Below are 23,227 nucleotides of genomic sequence, written 5' to 3'. Positions count from 1 at the left end.
ATAATTAAAAATGAAACTAAAGTTTAATGGAATCTTAGTACTACTAGTAGTACTTATGGCGCAACTAACTTTTGCGCAAGAGAGAGCCGTGACTGGTGTTGTTTCTGACAATGCAGGAATACCTATACCGGGTGTAAGCGTATTAATCAAAGGAACTAACTTCGGAACACAAACTGATTTTGACGGAAAATATTCTATCAGAGCAACACCAACTCAGATCTTAATTTTTAGCTATATTGGCATGAAAAATCAAGAAACTGTAGCCATTTCTGCTAATATGAATATTAAATTGATGGGGGATTCTGTGCAACTAGAAAGTGTAGTTGTTACAGCATTCGGAATTAAAAGAAACCCAAAACAATTAGGGTATTCAGTCAGCAGCATAGAAACTGAAGAACTGACTGAGTCTTCTGAACCGGATTTAATTCGTTCCCTTTCAGGAAAAGTTGCCGGAGTTAACGTAAATGTTTCTAGTGGTGTGGCCGGTGCTGCGAGTCAAATCACAATTAGAGGAATTACTTCTTTTACAGGAAACACTCAGCCTTTGATCATTGTTGACGGAATTGCATTTGACAATAGCCAGGTGACAACATCTAGCCAAATTACAGGAGGTGGAGGTTATGAATCTGCATTGTCCAGTTTAGATCCAAATGATATTGCCTCAGTAAATGTCCTAAAAAGTACGGCTTCGGCTGCTCTATATGGATCAAGAGCAGTGAATGGAGTAATTGTAATTACTACAAAATCAGGCTCTCCTAGTTCAAAATCAGGTCAAAAACTTAGCGTAAACGTTGGACATGCAACTTATTTTGAAACTATTTCAAACTTACCAGACTACCAAAACACGTATGGAGCAGGAGCTAATTTTCAATATTCAAATGCAAATGGATCATGGGGACCTCGATTCGATTCGTTAGAAACGATACCTACTTGGGCACCAATACTTGCTGCTTTTCCGGAGATAGGCCCAACTGTTCCCTACGTTGCGAAACCTAACAATGTTAAAGATCTATTTGATACAGGTGTTATATTAGAAAACACCGTAGGACTAAAGTACGCCGGTAAGGATGGAAGTTTCAACGTAACTATCTCGGATTTAGGACAAGAAGGATATATTCCTTACAACTCATTTGACAGAACTTCTATATCAATGGGAGGGAATTTTAAATTATCAAATAAATTGACCTTAGGCGCAAATATGAGTTATTCAAGCACGAAACAAGTGGGTGCGTTTTTTGGCGAAAATCAATTCGGAGGAGCATCTTCCTCCTTTGCCAGAACACTGTTTTTAGCAAGAAACTGGGATCTAAATTTACCATATGTAAATCCTACAACAGGTGCTTCAGTAGTTCCAAACACAGGTCAATTTGACCACCCTTTATGGTCTTGGGAACACGACCAGATTTTAACAAATACAAATAGGACTGTAGCTGGTATAAATTTAAACTATACGTTTAATGACAATATTACAGCTTCATATAGAGCAGGTATCAACAGGTATACTTTAGATAGAAAAGAGATTCGAGATTTAAATTCCAGATCTAACGCAGGTATAGGAGCATTAACAACGGATAGTTTTTCAAACGAAGACATAGAGTCTACTTTATTAGTTAATTTCGATTATAAATTATCTGAAGATTTTGGCTTGAATGCTATTATTGGAAATAATATTTTACAGAACAATAACTCCAGAAGAGCTAATTTAGGAGAGACTTTTAAAGTGCCAAATATTTTTAATTTGAGTAACGTTCTAACGATAACTAATCTAGATGACTCCCAAGCACAAAAAAGGACCATAGGCGCTTTTGCAGATGTTACTCTTTCCTATAAAGATTTTTTATTCTTGAATGCTACAGGAAGAAACGACTGGAGTTCTACATTACCTAAAAACAACAACTCCTATTTTTATCCGTCTGTAAGTGCATCATTCATTCTAACAGATGCACTAAAAATGAATAGCGATGTTTTAACTTTTGCAAAAATCAGAGGAGGTTATGCCAAAGTAGGTAGAGATGCACCGGCTGAATTTATAAATCAAACTTTCATTTTAGGTCAAGCCTATAATTCACTGCCTGTAATCGAAAACGATCTTTCTCTTGCAAATCCAAATATTGAACCTGAATTTACAGATGAAATAGAAGTTGGAGCTGATTTAGAATTTTTTAGACGAAGAATTGTATTAGACTTTAGTTTATACAAAAAAACGACTACTAATTTAATTACTCCTATAACAGTACCCTCTTCTAGTGGGTATCGTGAATTTAACACCAATCTTGGGGCACTTGAGAACAAAGGAATTGAAATAGGACTAACTCTAGTACCCATACAAATTAATGATTTTAAATGGAGCGTTTTTACAAATTTTACCAAAAACGTAAACAGAGTAACCAAGTTAACGGAAGGTTTAGACCGATTTGCTATAAATGTCAATCAAGTTGCACATGTAATACCTGGCCAAGCTTTCGGAGTATTTTATGGTAGCAAATTCGCAAGAGATGATGCTGGTAACTTACTTATCAACGAAGCTTCAGGAGGAGTTGTTATAGATCCTACACCAGGCATAATAGGAGATCCAAATGCTGATTTTAAAATGAGTTCAATCAATACATTTACCTACAAAGGATTTAGTTTAAGAACACAATTTGACTGGAAACAAGGAGGCGATATCTCCTCTTCTTCTATCCAAACTTTTTTAGGACGAGGAGTGACCAAAGATACTGAGGACAGAGAACGTACTTTTATTATTCCTGGATCATACGGAAACAATCAAGGGGAAGCCATTTTAGATCAATCAGGAAATCAAATTCCTAATACAACTCAGATCAGCATGAACGAACTTTATTTCTCCCCTGCAGGATCATCCACCTTTGGAATAAATGCAGTTGATGAAGCGTCTATTTATGATGGAACCGTATTCAGATTAAGAGAAGCAAGTTTGACCTATGACTTACCAAAAAAATTCTTAGAAAAGACTCCTTTCGGACAAATTAGTTTTAGTGTAATTGGAAGTAACCTTTGGTATTTTGCACCTAATGTACCCAAGTATACTAATTTCGATCCTGAAACTACCAGTTATGGATCTACAGCCCTACAAGGTATTGAGACTTCATCAGCACCAACAGCTAGGCGATATGGATTTAAACTTAATTTAACATTCTAAAAAAAAAAACATGAAACTTTTAAATAAAATAAAAAATAACAAAACTCAAATTGCTTTGTTATTGCTTACGACTCTTTTTATAGGTTGTAGCGACTACTTAGATGTTGATACAGACAAGGATAATCCAACTCTAGCACCAGAAGCTCTTTTGCTTACACAAATTGAAATTGATGTAGCCAGAATTGGTGATTTTAATAATTTTACTGGCAATATCCTAGGAGTATTTACTCATCAGATGACCACACGGGAAAATGACGACCAATATGGAACTAGGGTAGATAGCGGTCCTATCTCTAACGATTGGAACACTTTATACACTACCTTAACAAATATTGAAACTTTAATAAGTCAAACCACCGAATCAGGAAATTTAGTTTACCTAGGTATGGCTCAAATGCAAAAAGCATACTTAATGTCTGTTGCTGTTGATTTATGGGGTGACGTACCGTTCACTGAAGCCTCAAAATTAACTGCAGGCATCACTAGTCCTGTCTTTGACAATCAAGAGGAAATCTATGCCGCTATTTTTAGCTTAATAGAAACTGCTAAAACTAACATCGCTAGTGATGCTGGTAACGCAAAACCAGGTACAGATGATTTATATTATGGCGGTGACACCACAAAATGGATAAAGTTTATCAACACTTATAAATTGAAGCTATACAATCAAGTACGACTAAGCTCAACTTTTGATCAGTCTGGATTTGATGCCTTGGTTGCTGAAAACAATTTCTTCACATCAATTGATGATGATTTTCAATTAATACATACAGCTACCATAGCACCATTGGATGAAAGAAATAATTTATTCATTGAATCTTATCCTAGTACACAGTTCAGCACTTATCAAAGTCCTTGGTTTTACGAAATATTAAAAGGAGTAAACCCTAACATCCATACGGATAATGCTGACCCTAGAATGAAATATTATTTCTTTAACCAATTAACAGCAGGAACACTTCCTCCTGATCAAGGAAATCCAGAAACTGGTGATCCGAGAGCTGATTATTGGGATAAATCTAGTGGGTTTTATAGTATTAGATTTGGTAGTGTAGGTCCGGACAGAGACCTTAGTGCAGAAACCTCCTATACTTACCCAGGTATTTTTCCCGCTGGCGGACGCTATGACGATGGCAAAGGAGATGTTATTGATCAATCAAGCGGAACCGGAATTGCTCCGCGCCGAATTTTAACTTATGATGAATTCTTATACATTCAAGCGGAATTAATTCAAGTAGGTAAACTGAGTGGGGCTGGGACCGCTGCAGCAAAATTAGAACAAGCAATAAAAGCTAGTTTTGCAAAAGTAGACAAAGTGGTTGATGATAATGACTCATCCCAGACTGACATACCTGTACTAACAGGCTCAGATGAAGTAGTAGCGTTTGTTGAGAACGTGATGGCTGAATATACCGCTGCTTCTTCAAATAAAAAATTAGAGATCATAATGACTCAAAAATGGGTAGCCACTTTTGGAGACCCGTTGGATCAATATAATGATTACAGAAGAACTGGTTTTCCAATCCTAGCAAACCCAACTGGAGCATCTCCTGAGTACCAGCTGAATAATGCTGATGGATTTCCATTGACGGACTCACAAACCATTCAAAATAATCTGTTTCAAATCTCTCTTTTCTGGCCACAAAGCGAATTAAATGCAAATCAAAATGCTCCAGATCAGAAAGACCCGACAACTTATAAAATCTTTTGGGACAATTAATACAACTATCAAATTATGAAAAAAATAAAATTAATATTCGCATTATTAGCGCTTATTGTGCTGATTCCGTCTTGTTCAAACGATGGCGGTGATTCAAAAAGGGAATTTGAAAATGGAGGAATTCCTAATTTAGTAAAAATCACAACAACTGATGATTTCATTAACTTAATCGCTTTAAACAATGGAGGAACATTCGATCTCGGACTGAACGTATCTATAGGTCAAGGCGAGGTTAGTTCTATGGATATCGTAGCTTTTTATAGAAAAGGAGACCTTGTTTCGAAAGCAACTTTTGACACAAACATCACTACTTTCCCTGCAACAGTAAATTTAAGTAAAGGTGATATTATTGCAGCATTTAGCGAGTTAAATTCAGACAGCGACTTTGCCCTAGGAGATCAATTAACCGTTTCTGCCGAACTCACTTTAAAAGATGGCAGCGTAATCAAAATTCTAAATGATGACGGAACTACAAATTATGGTCAAGACATTGCCAACTCTACCGTATATGCAGTAGTACAAAACTATAATGTTTCTTGCCCATCAGATTTAGGCGGAACCTATTCCGTTTTAAGTTCAGGAACATCTACAGATTCTGCACCGCGTCCAGAAGACAACCCTATCACAGACTATCCTTATACCACTGTAATAACAGATAATGGTGGCGGTAGCTACACAATGTCAGATGCATTTGGTGGACTTGAAATCTTATGGTACAGTTCTTATGGACTTACGTTTGAAGTTAAGGGTTCCTTCAACGATGTATGTGGTGATCTTTCCGGAACTTTTATTGGAGCTTTTACAGAAGGTAACGTACTCACCGGAACTGTAAATCCTGATGGTACTTTAACTATTCGTTGGGATAATGATTTTGGTGATTTTGGCGATGCTATATACACTAAAAATTAAATAACTAATAAATTAAAATTTCTTAAAAGAGGTTGATCTGTGATCAACCTCTTTTTTTTGCTAATTTAAATACTAAACAAAAGAATTTAAAATCAGTCCAACTGTTATTAATACAAGCTGTAACTTCCATTACTAATTACGTTTACACCTTGCCTCAACAAAACCTGTTATTGAATATTTGTCGAGCAAGTATAAACCCTTGTTAATATTGTCTTGACTGACTCTCGTTTACTGAAATCTCTTTAAACTCTTCACTATTCCCATTACGCTAAAAATCTTCATTTCACCCGTAACATGACACCTGTTTACTAATCTCAGAAAACTTTAAATATTTTTAACCTCTATCTCCAGCTAACATCATTACAGTATAAAATTTTGATATATCTGTTTTTTCAAAAGCAAATGTTATAGGTACAGTCCCAACAGCATCTACTACTGAATGCGTGTTAAACTAATGTTATCCTACTATTAAGTTTCATTTAATCAGTTTTTTAATATCTTCAATTTCTATACTAATCGCGATTAAATCCTTTTTTGTATATTCTTTCATTGCTCTCCAAACTCAATTATCAAAAAAAAGAAAACCTACTGACTAAAGCTTTATCATGGCTAACTCTCCAAATCTAACTTATCTATGGCCATTTATCTACTGCTTTTATCAACACAGCTAATCTAAATCTCAACTACAAAAATTTTTTATAATTAGTTATTTAGATTACTTTACTTACAATATATTGGGTCTATTAGTCATTATATCGTACTATTTAAACTTAAAAGTGAAGTTTTGTTTAATAAATTTGGAATGTTAACAAATTATTATGATTTTTGTTAAACTAATTCAAAATATTTAAAAATGAAACTAAAGTTTAATGGAATCTTAGTACTATTATTAGTACTTATGGCGCAACTAACCTTTGCGCAAGAGAGAGCTGTGACAGGTGTTGTTTCTGACAATGCAGGACAGCCTATACCAGGTGTAAGTGTATTAATTAAAGGGACTAACTTCGGAACACAAACCGATTTTGACGGGAAATTTGCGGTCAAAGCAACCCCGAGTCAAATTTTAATTTTCAGTTACATCGGAATGAAAACCCAAGAAATTAAAGCTTCCTCAGTATCAATTAATGTAGCGATGCTAGGTACTTCAGTAGAGCTTGAGGGAGTGGTAGTAACCGCTGTCGGCGTAACTAGAAAAGAGAGAGAATTAGGGTACAATGTTCAAACTGTAAAGGCAGAAGACATTAGAACTAAGCCTAATGCCGATGTAGTAAACTCATTAGCTGGAGCGACATCTGGTGTTTCTATTATCAGTTCTGCAGGAGACGCTGGAGCCTCTACTTTTATGACAATACGTGGTGCTTCATCCATTACCGGAAACAACCAACCATTATTCATTGTTAACGGAATGCCCGTTATAACTGGTGGAGGTTATAGTGGCACTGATGGAGTTAATACTTCTAGCAGAAGTATTGATATAAATCCTGATGACATTGCTACTATTTCTATTCTTAAAGGCGGTGCTGCGACTGCGCTCTACGGAGTACGAGCTGCAAATGGTGCTGTAATCATTACTACCAAAAGCGGAAAAAATTTAACTAGTAAAAAAATCGAATTTACAACTTCAGTGGGTTTCGCCTCTGTTACTCAATTACCAGCAAGACAAAAGAAATACTCCCAAGGTTTTGATGGCACTTGGAAAGGCGGTGATGCGTCTTCATTTGGCGCTGAAATATCACAATTAGAATACGATGGAGACACAAGTTACAAATGGGATCCAAATGGACGCCTAGTCCCTAGTGGTACTGGCAATGGAACTCCTGGTAAATATTATGACCCATACGACTATTTCCAAACTGGATTAACTACGAACAATGCTTTAAACATTAGTAATGGTAACGAAGACGGCAGTTTTTACTTTTCTTTATCTAATTTAGAGCAAGAAGGTGTTGTTCCTAACAATCAATTTGGAAGGACTACAATGAGATTAAATGCAACAACAAAACTAACAGAAATGATAGATTTTGGCGTAGATATGTCATACACAAATTCACGAGCTGTTCAAATTCAAAAAGGCTCTAACGTTTCTGGTGTTATGCTAGGATTATTAAGAACCGCTTCTACTTTTGACAATAGTGCTGGTTATGAATTTCCTGATGGCACTCAAAGAAATTATCGAAATGGTGGTGGTTATGACAATCCGTATTGGGTATCTAATAACATCAAGTTTGACGAGGATGTTAATCGTTTTACAGGAGGAGCAAACTTTAAGATTAAGTTTAGTGATTTCTTCAATATTTCTTATAATGGTGGTGTTGATTGGTATAGCAGAAGATATATTGATCAATTTAAAATTGGGTCACGAGGTTTTCCTGATGGTCAGTACTCAGAAGTTCAACAATATCAGCGTACCTTTAATTCAGATTTGTTATTCAACTTCAAAAAAGATTTTTCAGAAGACTTTACAACAACATTAACATTAGGAAACAATTTTTACGGAACTTATAGTAAAGGCTTAGCAGGTGTAGCAAAAGGACTCTCGATCCCAGACTTCTATCAATTAAGCAATACGAGTAGTAATACTACCGCGGGATCAACATCACAACAAAGAACCATGGCAGTATTTGCAGATTTACAATTTGCTTACAAAAACATGCTTTATTTAGGTTTTACGGGAAGAAATGACTGGTCTACGACCATGCCCGCGAGTAACGATGATGCTTTTTACCCTTCTGCAAGTTTAGGATTTATATTTACAGAAATAGCGGGCTTAAAAAATAATTCTGTATTATCTTTTGGTAAATTAAGAGGTTCAGCTGCACGTGTAGCAAATATCGCTGGACCATATAACACTTCAAATTATTACCAAGCGACAAGTACCGCTGACGGATGGACAACTGGAGTTGAGTTTCCATACCAAGCACAAACAGGTTTCCAAGTTTCACCAGGCTTAGGGAACCCTGATTTGAAACATGAAACTCAAGATTCATGGGAAGTAGGAGCTGATTTAAGATTCTTCTCTAATAGATTCGGTATAGATTTCACCTATTTCTCTAACAAAAATAGTGATCTATTAATGTCAGTGCCACTTGCGCCATCGTCAGGTTTTCAGTCTGTATTTTTAAATGCAGCATCCATGGAGTCTAAAGGTATAGAAATTAGTATAACTGCCTCACCAATAAAAACAAAGAATTTTAATTGGGATCTTTTAACTAATTTCACGAAATTTTCAAATACGGTTACCTCACTAGCAGACGGCGTAGATAACATCGCACTTCCTGGTGGATTTACTACTCCACAAGTTCGTGCAGTTGTTGGCAGACAATACGGAAGCGTTTTTGGAGAAGATTGGTATAGAGATGCAAATGGAGCTATTTTGATAAATGATGACCCAACAGATTCATATAGAGATGGTTACCCAATGACGAATACAAAGCAAGGATTAGTGCCAATAGGAGATACAAATCCAGATTGGACAGCTAATATCACAAATACTTTTAGCTACAAGAACCTATCTTTTTCATTCCTTATTGATGTTAAGTCAGGTGGCCAAATGTATAATGGTACTGCATTTGCGATGAACTATTTCGGAACATCAGAGCGTACTGTAGGGCGAGAGGTTTATTATACTGCAGATGGGAGTATAGACTTTACTAAAACACCTGCAGAAAATATAAAAGTGTTTGACGGGGTTTACGGACATGTTGATGCCAACGGAGACGGTGTCTCTAATGGCACTAAGAACGTTACGCCAATAGTTGAAGACCAAGCGTGGTATAGAGGACAAGGAAGTAACTTTGGAGGTGGTCCTTCATCTGCAGCGATGGAGCCTGCTGGATGGGTCAGACTGAGAGACATTTCATTATCATATACCTTCCCTAAACTTTCAAAGAATATAAAAGATTTGAATATCTTTATATCTGGAAAAAATTTATGGATAGATACACCATACACCGGAGTTGATCCAGAAACTAGTCTATCCGGAGCTGGTAATGGACAAGGAATGGATTATTTCAACAATCCCGGTTCAAAGTCGTACACACTAGGTCTTAAAATGACATTTTAATAAATAAATAAATTAATCATGAAATATAAATATAAATTAATTTTAAAAAGTTTAGTTATAGTACTTTCACTATCACTACTTACCACTTCATGTTCAGAATGGATAGATCATGAATTAAATACAGATCCTGATTCTCCATCTAATGTTCCTATGGGCCTACTTTTGCCTTCAGTACAGCAGTCAATGGGATACCATCTCCTTGGCAACAATACGGTAAGAACTAATAATATATGGATGCAACAGTTTGACGGTGTTGACCGCCAATCTTTCACAGAAGCTAGATATCAACACACACCTGCGGATGTAACCAATATTTGGAATCCTATTTACACGGAAATGTTGATCAACCTTCATCTAATAATTGAAAAAGGGTCAGCTGCTGGTAATGAATCACCAAATTTTGTTGGTGTTGCTCAAGTACTAGAGGCTACAACACTAGGTATTGCAACTGATTTATTTGGAGATATGCCTTATACTGAAGGTCTAAAGGGATTTGAAAATGTATTGAAACCTAAGTACGACTCTCAAGAAGTAATCTACGATAACATTTTCATGCTTTTAGATAATGCTGTCAGTAATTTGGACAACACGTCAAACGTATTGAAAGTAACTGGAGACGCGATTTATGGAGGCACGATTTCCAAATGGAAAAAAGCTGCTTACTCGATTAAAGCGAGACATGAATTGCAATTATCGAAGAAAAATGGGACTGCAGCTTATACTGCTGCACTGGCTGCGGCAGCTAAAGGATTCGCTTCAAATGCAGACGACTTTTTAGTTTCTTGGGAAGCAGCAAATAAAAACCCAATTAACCAGTTTATGACCCAAAGAGGTGACATAAGAATGGGGGCGACTCTAATAAATATGCTATCAGCAAATGAAGACCCAAGAATTGCGTTTTATGCCTCGAAAGATGGTGATGGTAACTACACAGGAAGTATAGCTGGATCACAAAATGCGGACGCTTCAAAACCAGGAACATATAATTCAGCAGAAACTTCAAAAACAATTTTAATGTCATACTCTGAATTAAAATTCATTGAAGCTGAAGCTTATCTGGGCTTAGGTCAAACTGCTCTCGCTCAATCATCATATGAAGCAGCAGTTGCAGCTTCTGTTTTAAAAGTGACAGGTGCTGCAAATACAGCTTGGTTAGACGCAAATATTAATGATGTTCCAGTAACTTTGAAAAATATTATTGAACAAAAATATATTGCTGGGTACTCAACAAATCAGCCTTACGCTGATTATAGAAGAACTGGATTTCCTGTTTTGCCATTGGCAGTAGGAGCTGTGATTCCAGCCATACCGACAAGGTTTCCATACTCGCAAGATGAGTTAGATTATAACAAAGCGAACGTTCCTTCTGTTACGATATCAGATAAAGTGTGGTGGAACCAATAATAATTAAAAATATAAAATAATGAAATATATATTAAAAATTATAACAGTAGTAGTACTTACTCTGTTTGTTACGACATCATGCCAGAATGATGATACAAGTTGGGATGCATTAACTAAAGCACCTGATAAAAATGCAACTTACTATTTACAATTTAAAGATGCTAATCAATCCTTAGTTGTAGAAGTAGACCCGGGAACAGGAGACATTATAGATGATGTTAGCACCACTATTATTGTAACTATTTTGGGAACTCCATTAAAACAAGATTTAGTTGTCAATTTACAACCTAATACGTCTTCAACAGCTACATCGAACATGTATGTACTAAGCGCTTCAACTGTTACAATTCCAGCTGGTTCAGTTTCAGCTTCAATAACTGTAAGTACAGTTGCAGAAAAAATGCCTGTAGATGAAGAAGTGAAACTAATTTTAGATATAGTTTCCGAAAACAATGCTACTGCCGGAACCACATTAGAGTATACCATGCTAAGACCGGGAGCATGTCTTCCTTTACCGGGAACATATAAAATTGACATGATTGACACATATGGTGATGGTTGGCAAACAACAACAGGAGATGGTGGAGCTGGTATGACCTTAACAATAGATGGTGCGACAATTACTGAATTTGGTATGTGTACCGATTACGAGGCGAGCCCATATGCGTGTACCGAAGGGCCATCGAACGCCTCAACTACAGTAGTTATACCTGAGGGAACTACAGTTGCTGAATGGTACTTTCCTGGAGATGCATATGGAGAAATAAGCTTTAAAATCACAGCTCCTGACGGTAGTACTTACAACTGGGACTCAGCAGTTGACGGCGCACATCCTGCAGGTATAATAGATTTCAAAGTTTGTAAATAGTTTAAATTAATTATTATTTTACTTTTAAAAAACCGTTACTTTATAAGTAACGGTTTTTTTCTACATACAATATGACTATATTTGCCCTATGGAAAAAGAACATCAAATATTTGGGATTAGAGCAATTATCGAGGCTATACAAGCAGGCGCAACAGTAGACAAAGTGTACATTCAAAAGGAAGCAAGCAGCGAACTAATGAAAGACTTGATGAAAGTGATGAAGCGTGGTAATATAAACTTCTCCTATGTTCCAGTTGAAAAACTAAACCGATTAACGCCCAATAACCATCAAGGTGCTGTAGCGACCATCTCCCCTATCTCTTTTTTTGATTTAGAAACCTTAATAGAATCCGTTATCGACAACGGGAAAAAACCTTTGTTTTTGATTTTAGATCAAATTTCTGATGCCCGTAATTTTGGAGCAATTATACGAACTGCCGAATGCACCGGAGTAAATGGAATCATTGTTCAAAAAGCAGGTTCTGCGCCAGTTAACGGAGACACGGTAAAAACATCGGCTGGAGCCGTATTCAATATTCCAATTTGTAAAGTAGAACATATTAAGGACGCTATTTTCCTACTGCAAGCAAGTGGTATCAAAACCGTAGCAGCAACTGAAAAAACCGACAGTAACATTTATGATATTGATTTAAAAGAAGGAGTCGCTATCATAATGGGATCAGAAGATCGCGGAGTTAATCCATCTGTATTAAAAATTGTAGATGAAAAAGCTAAACTACCAATGTTTGGGTCGATCGGATCATTAAACGTATCGGTTGCCTGCGGCGCCTTTTTATATGAAGCGGTGAGACAAAGGAATTAGCACGTCTTTTACCTTAGTGAATCTAACCAAAAATGAATCAAGACTCCGGCTTTGATTCATTTTTTTTGTCTATGACTATCTCATAATTGACTGGAAAAGTCGGTGTATAATAACTTAAATGCGCTACAGGCTCTTCAATATCCTCTTCAATTACAGGAGGTAAATTGACAAAGTTCCCATTCTCGTCGAAACGCTGCATAAATTTATCTTCGATTGGATCAAAATCAGGCTTTTCCCAGTCGTATTTGATTCCCTTCTTGTACTCCGGTGTTTTATAAATGACAGAGAGAACAAATCCAGTTATTAATCCGGCCAGATGCCCTTCCCAAGAGATAGTATCATCCACTTTTGGAAAAACATACCATAACATCCCTCCATATAACATAATCACGGTTAAAGAAAGTGCTACTAATCGGTAATATTTTGTCATCAAACCTTTAAAAAAGATAAAGCTTACCAAGACATAGATTAAACCACTTGCTCCTATATGGTAACTCTCCCGTCCAATGACCCAAGTTATCAGACCAGAAAACAAAATGCCAAACACAATAATAAAAAAAGATTGCTTTGCATAAAAAAACTGTAATGCAGCCAGTAATGCGAGTAAAGGAAAAGAGTTGTTGTAAAGGTGCTTGATATCTGAATGTATAAATGGACTAAAGATGATTCCCTGCAATCCAGAAGCAGTTCTAGGTAAAATTCCATTAGTATCGAAATCAAAACCGAAACGGATTTCTAACCAATAAACAAACCACAAGAACAATACAAAAAAAAGCGGCAGGCCTATAACGGAATTCGTATACTTAAAATGTTTATCCATTATATTGGTTTTTTAGTCTTGGTTTCCTTCTTGCTTGTTTAAAATCTATCGCAAAAATTTATCCCTTTGCAATTTAATGCTATTTTGTCAGTATGCATAAATAGTTGTTATAAAAATGATAGCCCAGATAGAAGTGAAAAGTCCTTTTTATTTCAATTTTATTCAAATGAAATAAAAAGATTGCAACGGATAGCTGGAAGTGGCTCCAAAAAAAATTCAGATTCAAAACTAGAACGCCAAAAATAGAGTAATTTTGCATCACAAAAATGAATCTAGGAAGAGGAACACGAATATGAAATTGAGACTAAAAAAGACAAATGGAAGCACCTTTAGCAGAACGCATACGTCCACAAAAACTGGAAGACTACATAAGCCAAGAACACCTTATTGGGCCTAATGGTTCGTTGACCCAACAAATCGCCAAAGGGATTATCCCATCACTAATATTGTGGGGACCGCCGGGAACAGGAAAGACGACTTTGGCACAAATTATAGCCCAAGAATCAAAACGTCCGTTTTATATCTTGAGCGCCATCAACTCCGGAGTGAAGGACATCCGTGACGTAATTGAAAAAGCTAAACAAAGCGGCGGGCTTTTTACCACCAAAAATCCAATTCTGTTTATTGACGAAATCCATCGCTTCAGCAAATCGCAACAAGATTCATTGCTGGCAGCGGTAGAAAAAGGATGGATTACCCTGATAGGTGCTACGACCGAAAACCCCAGTTTTGAAGTAATTCCCGCTTTACTGTCCCGTTGTCAAGTTTATATCTTGAATGCCTTTACTAAAGAGGATCTGGAGTCCCTGTTGCAACGTGCTTTGAAAACTGATTCTTTTTTAGCCACCAAGAATATTGAATTAAGAGAAACAGAGGCGCTGTTGCGACTTTCTGGAGGAGACGGACGCAAATTGCTCAACATCTTTGAACTGGTCGTAAATGCTTCGGCTGAAGACGAAATTGTCATAACTAACGATCGGGTTTTTCAACTTGTGCAACAAAACACAGTATTGTATGACAAAAGTGGCGAGCAACATTATGATATCGTTTCCGCATTCATCAAATCGATCCGAGGAAGTGACCCAAATGGAGCCGTATATTGGCTAGCCAGAATGATTGAGGGTGGTGAAGACGTGAAATTTATTGCCCGCCGATTACTAATCCTATCGAGCGAAGACATTGGAAACGCAAATCCTACCGCTTTCATAATGGCCAACAATACCTTTCAAGCAGTTACCACAATTGGCTATCCCGAAAGCAGAATCCTATTAAGCCAATGCGCCATCTATCTAGCAACGTCTGCTAAAAGTAATGCGTCCTATATGGCTATCGGGACTGCTCAACAATTAGTAAAACAAACTGGTGATTTATCCGTGCCCATACATTTACGCAATGCACCCACCAAGCTAATGAAAGAATTAGGTTATGGCGACGAGTACAAGTATTCACATGATTACGCCAATAATTTTGCAGAACAAGAGTTCCTTCCTAAGGAACTTAGCAACAAAGCGATATATATTCCAGGAAATAATTCTCGGGAGAACAGCACCAGAGAATTTTTAAGAAACCGTTGGAAAGGCAAATACGGTTATTAACAACAAAAAATGGTTTAAAAAACACGTTTACCTCAACGCGTTTTTTAAACCATTTTTAATGTATTTTCATTTTAAAAAACAGAACAATTATCTAAAACTTCACTTCTATTTTCTCTGAAGTTAATTTTTCATTCTGATAGTATTCAAAAAACCACTCGCTACCCTTTGCTATGAGAAGCCCTTGCTTATTTCCTTTTACCGCAATGTAGCATTCTTTTATTGACGTTTTATACAAAACCACAACAACACTCGGCGTACTATCCACTAATTGGAAACCAGTAGCTGTTGGTTGGGCGTAAAGAAGGTTTGGATTCGTTTTTTCCTGAACAACCAATTCATCAGATCTCACATTAGTAGCAACAACAGCTAGCGATTCATTAACAACCTCCGCTTCAATACTCGGCACTGAACTTACTTTATTTTCTCCCGTATATTTATAATTCAAAGCATAAATAGATACAAACGCTTTACTTAACGCCTCTTTATAAGCCAATTCATAATCTTTTTCTTTACTAACTCCTGTTTCAGATTGAAAAATGATTTTACCATAACAGTCTTTGAAAATAATGTGCAATTTAGTGGCCAAAAATGCTTTTTGATTAATTACATCAAAATTCAGCAACTCGCACCTTTGGATATTTTGATCTAAGATAGGCTCATTATCATAATAGGCCTGAAAACCAGCCTTACCCAATTCAAACTTTGAGATAGTGGCAAGACGGTATTGATTATCGCTTTTTAAAAAATCAAACTTTAATGGTATAATTAGGGCTTTGAAATCGTTAACCGATTGCGAAAAGCTATAACTCGTAATAAAAAAAACTATAAGAAAGATTCGGATTTTCATAATTATAAATATTTTTTTAGTTCTAATAAATGATTCACTTGTTTAATGTTTTGTGCCGCTTGAACATTTCTTTCATTAAAAAAAATAGCGTCTAAACCGATATCTAATGCTCCTTGAATGTCCGCCTCTAGAGAATCCCCAATCATGATACTATTTTCTTTTTTTGCTTTCGACAAGTCTAACGCATATTCAAATATAATTGGATTTGGTTTCTTAACACCAGCCATTTCAGAATTCGTAATGGTATCAAAGTAGCTTGCTAAATTAGAATTTTTGATTTTTCTGAATTGTACATCAGCAAAACCGTTAGTAATAATATGCAGATTGTAATCCTTATTCAAATAATCCAAAACTTCGAATGTACCATCAAATAGATGATTGTTATCAGGCAACAAATCAATATATTCTTGAGCAATACTTTCAATTTCCTCATCAGACACTACATAATCCATTGCGTCAAACGAGTGTTTCAATCTGTTGTACCGCAATTCAGCATGTGAAATTTTATCATATTGAAATAATTCCCAACACGCTCTATTTATGGGTACGTATTTCTCGATAAATGTTTTCAACTGCACACTGGGGTGATTTCTCTTAAAAATAGTATCAAAAGTTAACTCCGAGTTTTTGTCAAAATCCCAAAGCGTGTGATCTAAGTCGAAAAATATGTTCTTTATACCTGTTATTTTCATTTTGTTTTTTAAAATATTCCTTCATCAACAAAACTAAAGTAATTTACTTCAGTAACAATCAAATGATCCAACACTTTTATTTCTAAGCTATCGCCCGCTATTTTGAGTTTCTTTGTTATTTGCTTGTCGGCCTCGCTTGGTACTAAAGTCCCCGAAGGATGATTGTGGCAAAGAATCAATCCAGTCGCTCCCATTTCAAGCGCATTCTTAAACACCAGCCGCACATCAACCAAGGTACCAGTAATACCACCTTTGCTAAGTTGGGATTTTGAAATAATCTTATTAGAATTATTCAAATAAACAATCCAAAACTCTTCGTGTGCCAATTCTCCAATGATCGGCTGCATGATTTCGAAAATCATTTTACTTGACGTGATTTTAATCAATTCAACAGCATCCTCAGTTCTTCGGCGCCTTCCTAGTTCTAAAGCAGCAATAATAGAGATAGCCTTTGCCTCCCCTATTCCTTTGAATTCGATCAATTGTGAAATGGATAATTTACCTAAAGCATTCAGGTTATTATTTACACTCTTCAAAATCCGTTTACTTAATTCGACTGCTGATTCATTACGACTACCCGAACCAATCAAAATAGCAATAAGTTCAGCATCACTAAGAGCGCTCTTACCTTTGAGCATCAGTTTTTCGCGTGGCCTGTCGTCTTCGGACCAATGGGTAATCGGAAAATTATTTTGTTCCACGCTTAACGATTTAAAATGATACAAATACCGACGTTTGTTATTTATTTAAAACCAATCTCGTAATTGAATTTAAATGTTTTTTTTCATGCAAATACTACTTTCCCTACCAATGTAAGGCGCATAATTTTCAATAACGACATAGCCCAATTTCTGGTACATCGCAATGGCCGCATTTTGTTTGTAGAGGGTTTCTAAAATAGAAAAGGAAAACCCTACTTCCTTTGCCCAAGATTCTAATTCTCTTAACATCTTTTGAGCCAATCCTTTTCCACGAAATTCGGCAGAAACAAACATACGTTTTATTTCGATTGTATTGATATTGTATTTCTTAAAGCAAGCACAGGCAACAGCCACATCATTTAAATAAATAATCACAACATTAGGGTTCATTTCCATTATGTTATTCCCCCAATAATCAACTTTTAACTCCGGATAGCTTTCCCACAAACTCTGATCTAGTGATGCAACTAACGCAATAAAATCTTTATTCTCGCTTGTACTTTTTACAATTCTAATTTGATCATCCATCTAAAAAGATTATTCGATTAATTTTTTAACCTCATCAAAATTCAATCCTCCATAATTTCCAGAACTCATCAATAACAGAGCGGAATTATCCAAATTTAAACTAAACAGATGGTCTTTAAATTCTATTGGGTTTGTGTATATAATTAAATCTTTTCGGTTAAAAGCGTTCGCTATTTGTTCAGAACTAACTTCTTGTAGCTGCTTTATTTTTACAGCGTCAGGCGAATAGAAAACTACAGCAACATCAGCAAACTCTAATGCCCCTTCGTATTCTTTCAGGAATTCAGCATTCAAACTGCTATAAGTGTGCAACTCTAAACAAGCTACCAAGGTTCGATCTGGGTATTGTTCCTTTACCGCTTTTGTAGTCGCAGCGACTTTACTTGGAGAATGGGCAAAATCCTTGTAAGCCACTTTAGTTCTGCTTTCGGCAATTTTTTCCAATCGTTTTGATGCTCCTTTAAAACTGGCAATAGCCTCATAAAAGTCAGCTTCATCCACTCCCATATTTTGACAAATCCACTTGGCTCCTGCCAAATTGTTCAAATTGTGTGCTCCAAAAACTTCAATAGGCATATCTCCTTCAGGAGTTTCTAGTAGTGTCGTTCCGTTCTCTACTTTATAATTTGGAGTAGTATAAGCTAATCTACGGGTTGGATTTGTCGCTGCTTCAGCTACACGCTTTACCTCAGCATCATCTTCATTGTAGACTAAAATACCACCACGGGTAATTTTTTCGACAAAAATCTCAAACTGTTCTACATAATTCTCATAGGTAGGAAAAACATTGATATGATCCCAAGCAATTCCCGAAATCAAAGCAATATTAGGTTGGTACAAATGAAACTTAGGTCTTCTATCAATTGGTGACGACAAATACTCGTCTCCTTCCAAAACGATAAAATCATTTTCCTCCGTGAGATGAACCATGGTATCAAAACCCTCTAATTGCGCACCCACCATATAATCCACCGAAATGGCATGGTAATGCATCACATGCAAAATCATGGATGTAATTGTTGTTTTTCCATGAGAGCCACCAATTACGACACGAGTTTTATCTTTGGATTGCTCGTATAAAAACTCTGGATAAGAATAAATTTTCAATCCTAATTCCTGCGCTTTTAACAATTCAGGGTTATCTGCTTTTGCATGCATTCCCAAAATTACAGCCTCGATATCAGCTGTTACTTTTTCAGGAAACCAACCGAGTTCAATCGGTAAAATTCCTTTTTTATCTAAACGCGATTTTGATGGCTCGAATATAGCGTCATCACTTCCCGTTACTTGATATCCTTTATTGTGTAATGCTAATGCTAAATTATGCATTGCACTTCCTCCTATTGCGATGAAGTGTGTTTTCATTTTTTGTGATTCTATTATACTTTCCTAGGTGAATTGATTAACCGAAGTAGCGATTATTTATTTGATTTCTTTCTGAATTCTTCCAATACGATTTTGGCTCGTTCAGGTGCATTCATTTTATTCTTATAAAGATTAGCCAGCATTTGATAACCTGTTTTCGAATATCCAGATAAAATCCCTTTTTTATACTGTTGCTCAGCACTACTGTATCTTTTAAAATACTCCTCAATGTGGCCTCGTGATAAATAGCCATCCACCGCAGACAATTTTGACAATTCATTTGAATATCTTATTGCTTTTGTTTCGCTTCCTCCTACTATCCTGGGAAGCTTTATATACAAATCAATTAAAGCCCATCTAGATTCAACATGTCCCGCATCCAGTTCTATAGCTTTTTCAAAAGAGCCTTTTATTTCATCTATCATCCCTAGCGCTCTAAACTTGTTAACACTTAACGCTTTCATACCTAAAGCACCACCATATTTGTAAAAAAAATTTGCCTCAGATGGTTTTAATTGCTTTAATCTTCCATAGTAGGTAATGGCTTCATCCCATGATTTATTAAGACCCGCTATATCACCCAAATACTCATTTGCTTTGAGGTTAGAAGGATCCTTTTTTAGAACCACTTGAAAAATAGTTTGCGACTGCTCTAATTTACCTTCTTCAAATAGTTTTTCGGCCTGATCAAAACTTGATTGGCAGAACACTATCAATGGGAACAGTAAACAGAGGGTTAGAATATATTTCATTCTTCAAAAATAAGGAAATTTTAAAGGAATAGAAAAGATTTTTATCCAACATGGAACTTTAAAAACAGCTCGCGACTAAAATCTTAATGTATTAGAAAAGTTTAAAACATTATACCATAACATAGGACTACTACTTTTGTCTTGAGAAAACATAAAAAATCCAACAATAGTTTAAACTAAATCGTTCTTCTATCATTAAATAAAAGGCTTATATGAAAATATTTTATGCGATACAAGCAACTGGAAATGGACATATAAGTAGAGCGATGCAGCTGTATCCTTATCTGCAAAAATTTGGGACTGTTGATTTTTTCCTAAGCGGCAATAATGCAACTCTAGATAATAAATTGCCTATAAAATATAGAAGTAAAGGCTGCAGTCTACATTACAGCAAATGCGGTGGCTTAAATTACTGGGATATAGTAAAAAACATTAGACCACGCCAAATTTACAAAGATGCCGACTCACTTCCCTTAAAAGAGTACGATATAATCATCAATGATTTTGACTCCATTACTTCATTAGGGTGTAAAATGCAAAAATTACATTCGGTACAATTTGGACATCAAGCTAGTTTCATTTCACAACATACACCCAGACCAACAAAAAAGAGTATTATGGGGGAAATGATTCTAAAATACTATGCCCCTTCTCCTAAAAACATTGGTCTTCATTTTGAAAAATACGATTCTTTTATACTTCCTCCAATCATCAAAGAGGAGATTATAGAATCTCAGCCTATAAATTTAAAGCACATAACCATATACCTTCCTTCTTTTGACAAAGATTGTTTAGAAAAAGCATTTAGGAGCATTCCTGACATTCAATTTCATTGGTTTTTAAACACAGTAGAACAACAACACACGATCGGTAATATTACCTATTTTCCGGTAAATCAAACAAAATTCAACAAAAGCCTGATCAATTGCGAAGGCATAATAACTGGAGGAGGCTTTGAAACACCATCGGAAGCTTTATATCTGGGCAAAAAAGTGCTTTCTATTCCTGTGCGCAATCATTACGAACAGGAATGCAACGCGGCCGCTTTAAAAAAACTGGGCGTTCCTGTCGTTTACGAAGCCGGCCCTGATTTCAATACAATTATAGAAAACTGGATCAATTTAGACCTTAAATACCCTAAAATAGAGGCTAACAATATCCCAGAAACTCTCGAATATCTTTTTGATACCTACAGAGACTAAAAAGACCTCTTTTTTTTAGGGGCTCCCCCACCTAAAAAGGTGGGTCGGGCTATACGCTACAATCTTTATTGAGATGAAAAAACCTCAATAAAGGATTTCTGCTGCTATCCCTCATCCAAAAAACCAAGTCGGATAAATCCACGATTACACCAACTAATAATTCATCGAAACTAACAAAACATCGGCAGTTCTATTTTTTTATTAAATTGGCTTGCAATTCTAAAAAAAGACACATGAAAACCTTAAACGAATGGTTTGAAGAATATAGCCTTAGCCACAAAAATCTAACCAATAAAAAAATCCATTACATCTGTGTTCCTTTAATCTTTTTTTCGGTAATTGGACTTTTTATGGGTATTCCAAACCAAATTCTAACTCCATTCGCTTTAATACATCCCGTTTTGGCTAATTGGGCCTTTATAATCTTACTTTTTGTGCTGTTTTTTTATTTCAGATTATCAATAGTAATGGGAATAAAAATGCTTGTTTTCACTACAATTTATCTAGTTGGAAACTACATTATTGCTCAATCAGTACCTTTATTATGGTTTTCTATTTTGGTATTTACAGTAGGCTGGATTGGTCAATTTTATGGTCACAAAATTGAAGGTAAAAAGCCCTCCTTTATAAAAGATTTACAATTTTTACTCATTGGACCAGCTTGGGTTATTCACTCGGTCTTCAAAATGAATTAAACTCCAAAGGCATTAAAACAAAAAACCACCATAGAGCATTCGCTCCATAGTGGTTTTTTAAATATGTAAAAAGACTTACTTAATCATTTAACATTTTCCAAAGTTTATCTTTCAACTCTGTTAAGCCTTGTTGAGCTACAGACGAAATAAACATATAAGGAATTCCCTTAAAAGAAACATCTAATTCTGTTTTTAGTTCTGCTTTCAGACCATCATCCAGCATGTCGCATTTTGAAATTACCAGTAAACGCTCTTTATCTAGCATTTCCGGATTGTATTTTGTTAACTCATTTACCAAAATATCATATTCTCCTTTGATGTCAGGAGTATCAACCGGCACAAGAAACAAAAGAGTAGAATTACGCTCAATATGACGTAAAAAATAGTGCCCCAATCCTTTTCCTTCTGCAGCTCCTTCAATAATTCCTGGAATATCAGCAATTACAAAGGATTGAAAATCTCTGTAAGCGACAATCCCAAGATTTGGTTTCAGTGTTGTAAAGGGATAATCAGCAATTTTGGGTTTTGCAGAAGTCAATACAGACAGTAATGTCGATTTTCCTGCGTTTGGAAAACCAACCAAACCCACGTCAGCCAAAACCTTAAGTTCCAGAATAACATCCATTTCACTGCCGGGCAATCCAGGCTGCGCATATCTTGGAGTTTGATTTGTGGCACTTCTAAAATGCCAGTTTCCCAAACCTCCTTTTCCACCTCTGGAAAGCACCTGTTTTTCACCATTTTCAGTGATCTCAAATAATATTTCTCCGGTTTCTTTATCTCTTACAACAGTTCCTAAAGGCACTTCAATGAACTTGTCCTCTCCGTCAGCTCCGGTACTTCTGTCTCCACTACCATCTCCACCGAATCCTGCCTTAATGTGACGTGCAAACTTGAGGTGAAACAAGGTCCAAAGCCCTTTGTTACCCACAAGATAGACGTGTCCACCGCGACCACCATCACCACCATCTGGTCCTCCCTTTTCAATAAATTTCTCTCTATGTAAATGCGTAGACCCTTTCCCTCCTTTTCCAGATGAAACAAATATTTTTACGTAATCTACGAAGTTCCCCTCAGTCATAA

General features: G+C 36.1%; 18 protein-coding genes. 10 read left to right on the top strand and 8 right to left on the bottom strand.

What is annotated here, in order from left to right; translation table 11 throughout:
• The first annotated feature begins 10 nt into the window (after positions 1-10).
• The 7 genes from ACEN2H_RS09590 to rlmB all read left to right on the top strand — a co-directional run bounded on the left by ACEN2H_RS09590 (position 11) and on the right by rlmB (position 12,947).
• On the top strand, positions 11-3,160 hold the full coding sequence (locus tag ACEN2H_RS09590) for a SusC/RagA family TonB-linked outer membrane protein (protein WP_441732119.1): 3,150 nt from the start codon (positions 11-13) through the stop codon (positions 3,158-3,160).
• A 10-nt stretch (positions 3,161-3,170) separates the two neighbouring features.
• Positions 3,171-4,880, top strand: coding sequence for a SusD/RagB family nutrient-binding outer membrane lipoprotein (locus tag ACEN2H_RS09585; RefSeq protein WP_441732118.1), 1,710 nt, complete (start codon positions 3,171-3,173; stop codon positions 4,878-4,880).
• 15 nt (positions 4,881-4,895) lie between these two features.
• On the top strand, positions 4,896-5,789 hold the full coding sequence (locus ACEN2H_RS09580) for a hypothetical protein (protein ID WP_441732117.1): 894 nt from the start codon (positions 4,896-4,898) through the stop codon (positions 5,787-5,789).
• Between the two features lie 853 nt (positions 5,790-6,642).
• Positions 6,643-9,852 carry a SusC/RagA family TonB-linked outer membrane protein gene (locus ACEN2H_RS09575; protein WP_441732116.1) on the top strand — a complete coding sequence of 1,070 codons (3,210 nt, stop codon included), beginning with the start codon at positions 6,643-6,645 and terminating at the stop codon, positions 9,850-9,852.
• Between the two features lie 18 nt (positions 9,853-9,870).
• Positions 9,871-11,256, top strand: a complete 1,386-nt coding sequence (locus ACEN2H_RS09570; protein ID WP_441732115.1) for a SusD/RagB family nutrient-binding outer membrane lipoprotein — start codon at positions 9,871-9,873, stop codon at positions 11,254-11,256.
• Between the two features lie 19 nt (positions 11,257-11,275).
• Entirely contained in the window at positions 11,276-12,124 is an 849-nt protein-coding gene (locus ACEN2H_RS09565; protein WP_441732114.1) for a hypothetical protein, read from the top strand.
• Positions 12,125-12,212: 88 nt separating this feature from the next.
• Complete coding sequence (gene rlmB / locus ACEN2H_RS09560; RefSeq protein ID WP_441732113.1) at positions 12,213-12,947, top strand: 23S rRNA (guanosine(2251)-2'-O)-methyltransferase RlmB; 735 nt, start codon at positions 12,213-12,215, stop codon at positions 12,945-12,947.
• A gap of 37 nt (positions 12,948-12,984) precedes the next feature.
• Here the strand turns inward: rlmB and ACEN2H_RS09555 are convergent, their stop codons facing one another.
• Positions 12,985-13,767: a rhomboid family intramembrane serine protease gene (locus tag ACEN2H_RS09555; RefSeq protein ID WP_441732112.1), complete on the bottom strand. Its 783-nt coding sequence runs from the start codon at positions 13,765-13,767 to the stop codon at positions 12,985-12,987.
• A gap of 317 nt (positions 13,768-14,084) precedes the next feature.
• On the opposite strand from ACEN2H_RS09555, the gene ACEN2H_RS09550 reads away from it, so the two are divergent.
• Positions 14,085-15,362, top strand: coding sequence for a replication-associated recombination protein A (locus ACEN2H_RS09550; protein WP_441732111.1), 1,278 nt, complete (start codon positions 14,085-14,087; stop codon positions 15,360-15,362).
• A gap of 91 nt (positions 15,363-15,453) precedes the next feature.
• Here the strand turns inward: ACEN2H_RS09550 and ACEN2H_RS09545 are convergent, their stop codons facing one another.
• The 6 genes from ACEN2H_RS09545 to ACEN2H_RS09520 form a co-directional block, all read right to left on the bottom strand.
• Positions 15,454-16,209: a hypothetical protein gene (locus ACEN2H_RS09545; protein ID WP_441732110.1), complete on the bottom strand. Its 756-nt coding sequence runs from the start codon at positions 16,207-16,209 to the stop codon at positions 15,454-15,456.
• A gap of 2 nt (positions 16,210-16,211) precedes the next feature.
• Positions 16,212-16,901, bottom strand: coding sequence for a YjjG family noncanonical pyrimidine nucleotidase (locus ACEN2H_RS09540; protein ID WP_441732109.1), 690 nt, complete (start codon positions 16,899-16,901; stop codon positions 16,212-16,214).
• An 8-nt stretch (positions 16,902-16,909) separates the two neighbouring features.
• Positions 16,910-17,602 carry a RadC family protein gene (gene radC, locus ACEN2H_RS09535; RefSeq protein WP_441732108.1) on the bottom strand — a complete coding sequence of 231 codons (693 nt, stop codon included), beginning with the start codon at positions 17,600-17,602 and terminating at the stop codon, positions 16,910-16,912.
• A 69-nt stretch (positions 17,603-17,671) separates the two neighbouring features.
• On the bottom strand, positions 17,672-18,130 hold the full coding sequence (locus ACEN2H_RS09530; protein ID WP_441732107.1) for a GNAT family N-acetyltransferase: 459 nt from the start codon (positions 18,128-18,130) through the stop codon (positions 17,672-17,674).
• A 9-nt stretch (positions 18,131-18,139) separates the two neighbouring features.
• Positions 18,140-19,495 carry a UDP-N-acetylmuramate--L-alanine ligase gene (locus ACEN2H_RS09525; RefSeq protein ID WP_441732106.1) on the bottom strand — a complete coding sequence of 452 codons (1,356 nt, stop codon included), beginning with the start codon at positions 19,493-19,495 and terminating at the stop codon, positions 18,140-18,142.
• Positions 19,496-19,548: 53 nt separating this feature from the next.
• Positions 19,549-20,247 (bottom strand): tetratricopeptide repeat protein, encoded by a 699-nt coding sequence (locus ACEN2H_RS09520; protein WP_441732105.1) that lies wholly within the window; start codon positions 20,245-20,247, stop codon positions 19,549-19,551.
• A 212-nt stretch (positions 20,248-20,459) separates the two neighbouring features.
• Here ACEN2H_RS09520 and ACEN2H_RS09515 point away from each other — a divergent pair, with 212 nt between their 5' ends.
• Positions 20,460-21,449: a glycosyltransferase family protein gene (locus ACEN2H_RS09515; RefSeq protein WP_441732104.1), complete on the top strand. Its 990-nt coding sequence runs from the start codon at positions 20,460-20,462 to the stop codon at positions 21,447-21,449.
• 233 nt (positions 21,450-21,682) lie between these two features.
• Positions 21,683-22,144: an Mpo1 family 2-hydroxy fatty acid dioxygenase gene (locus ACEN2H_RS09510; RefSeq protein WP_441732103.1), complete on the top strand. Its 462-nt coding sequence runs from the start codon at positions 21,683-21,685 to the stop codon at positions 22,142-22,144.
• 79 nt (positions 22,145-22,223) lie between these two features.
• Here ACEN2H_RS09510 and obgE read toward each other — a convergent pair whose 3' ends face one another.
• The gene (gene obgE / locus ACEN2H_RS09505; RefSeq protein WP_441732102.1) at positions 22,224-23,225 is read right to left on the bottom strand and encodes a GTPase ObgE; all 1,002 of its coding nucleotides are present in this window, start codon (positions 23,223-23,225) and stop codon (positions 22,224-22,226) included.
• Positions 23,226-23,227 lie beyond the last annotated feature (2 nt).

The organism is Flavobacterium sp. W22_SRS_FP1, assembly GCF_052113685.1.
Classification (GTDB): Bacteria; Bacteroidota; Bacteroidia; order Flavobacteriales; family Flavobacteriaceae; genus Flavobacterium.
This window is presented reverse-complemented; position numbering and strand designations above follow the sequence as displayed.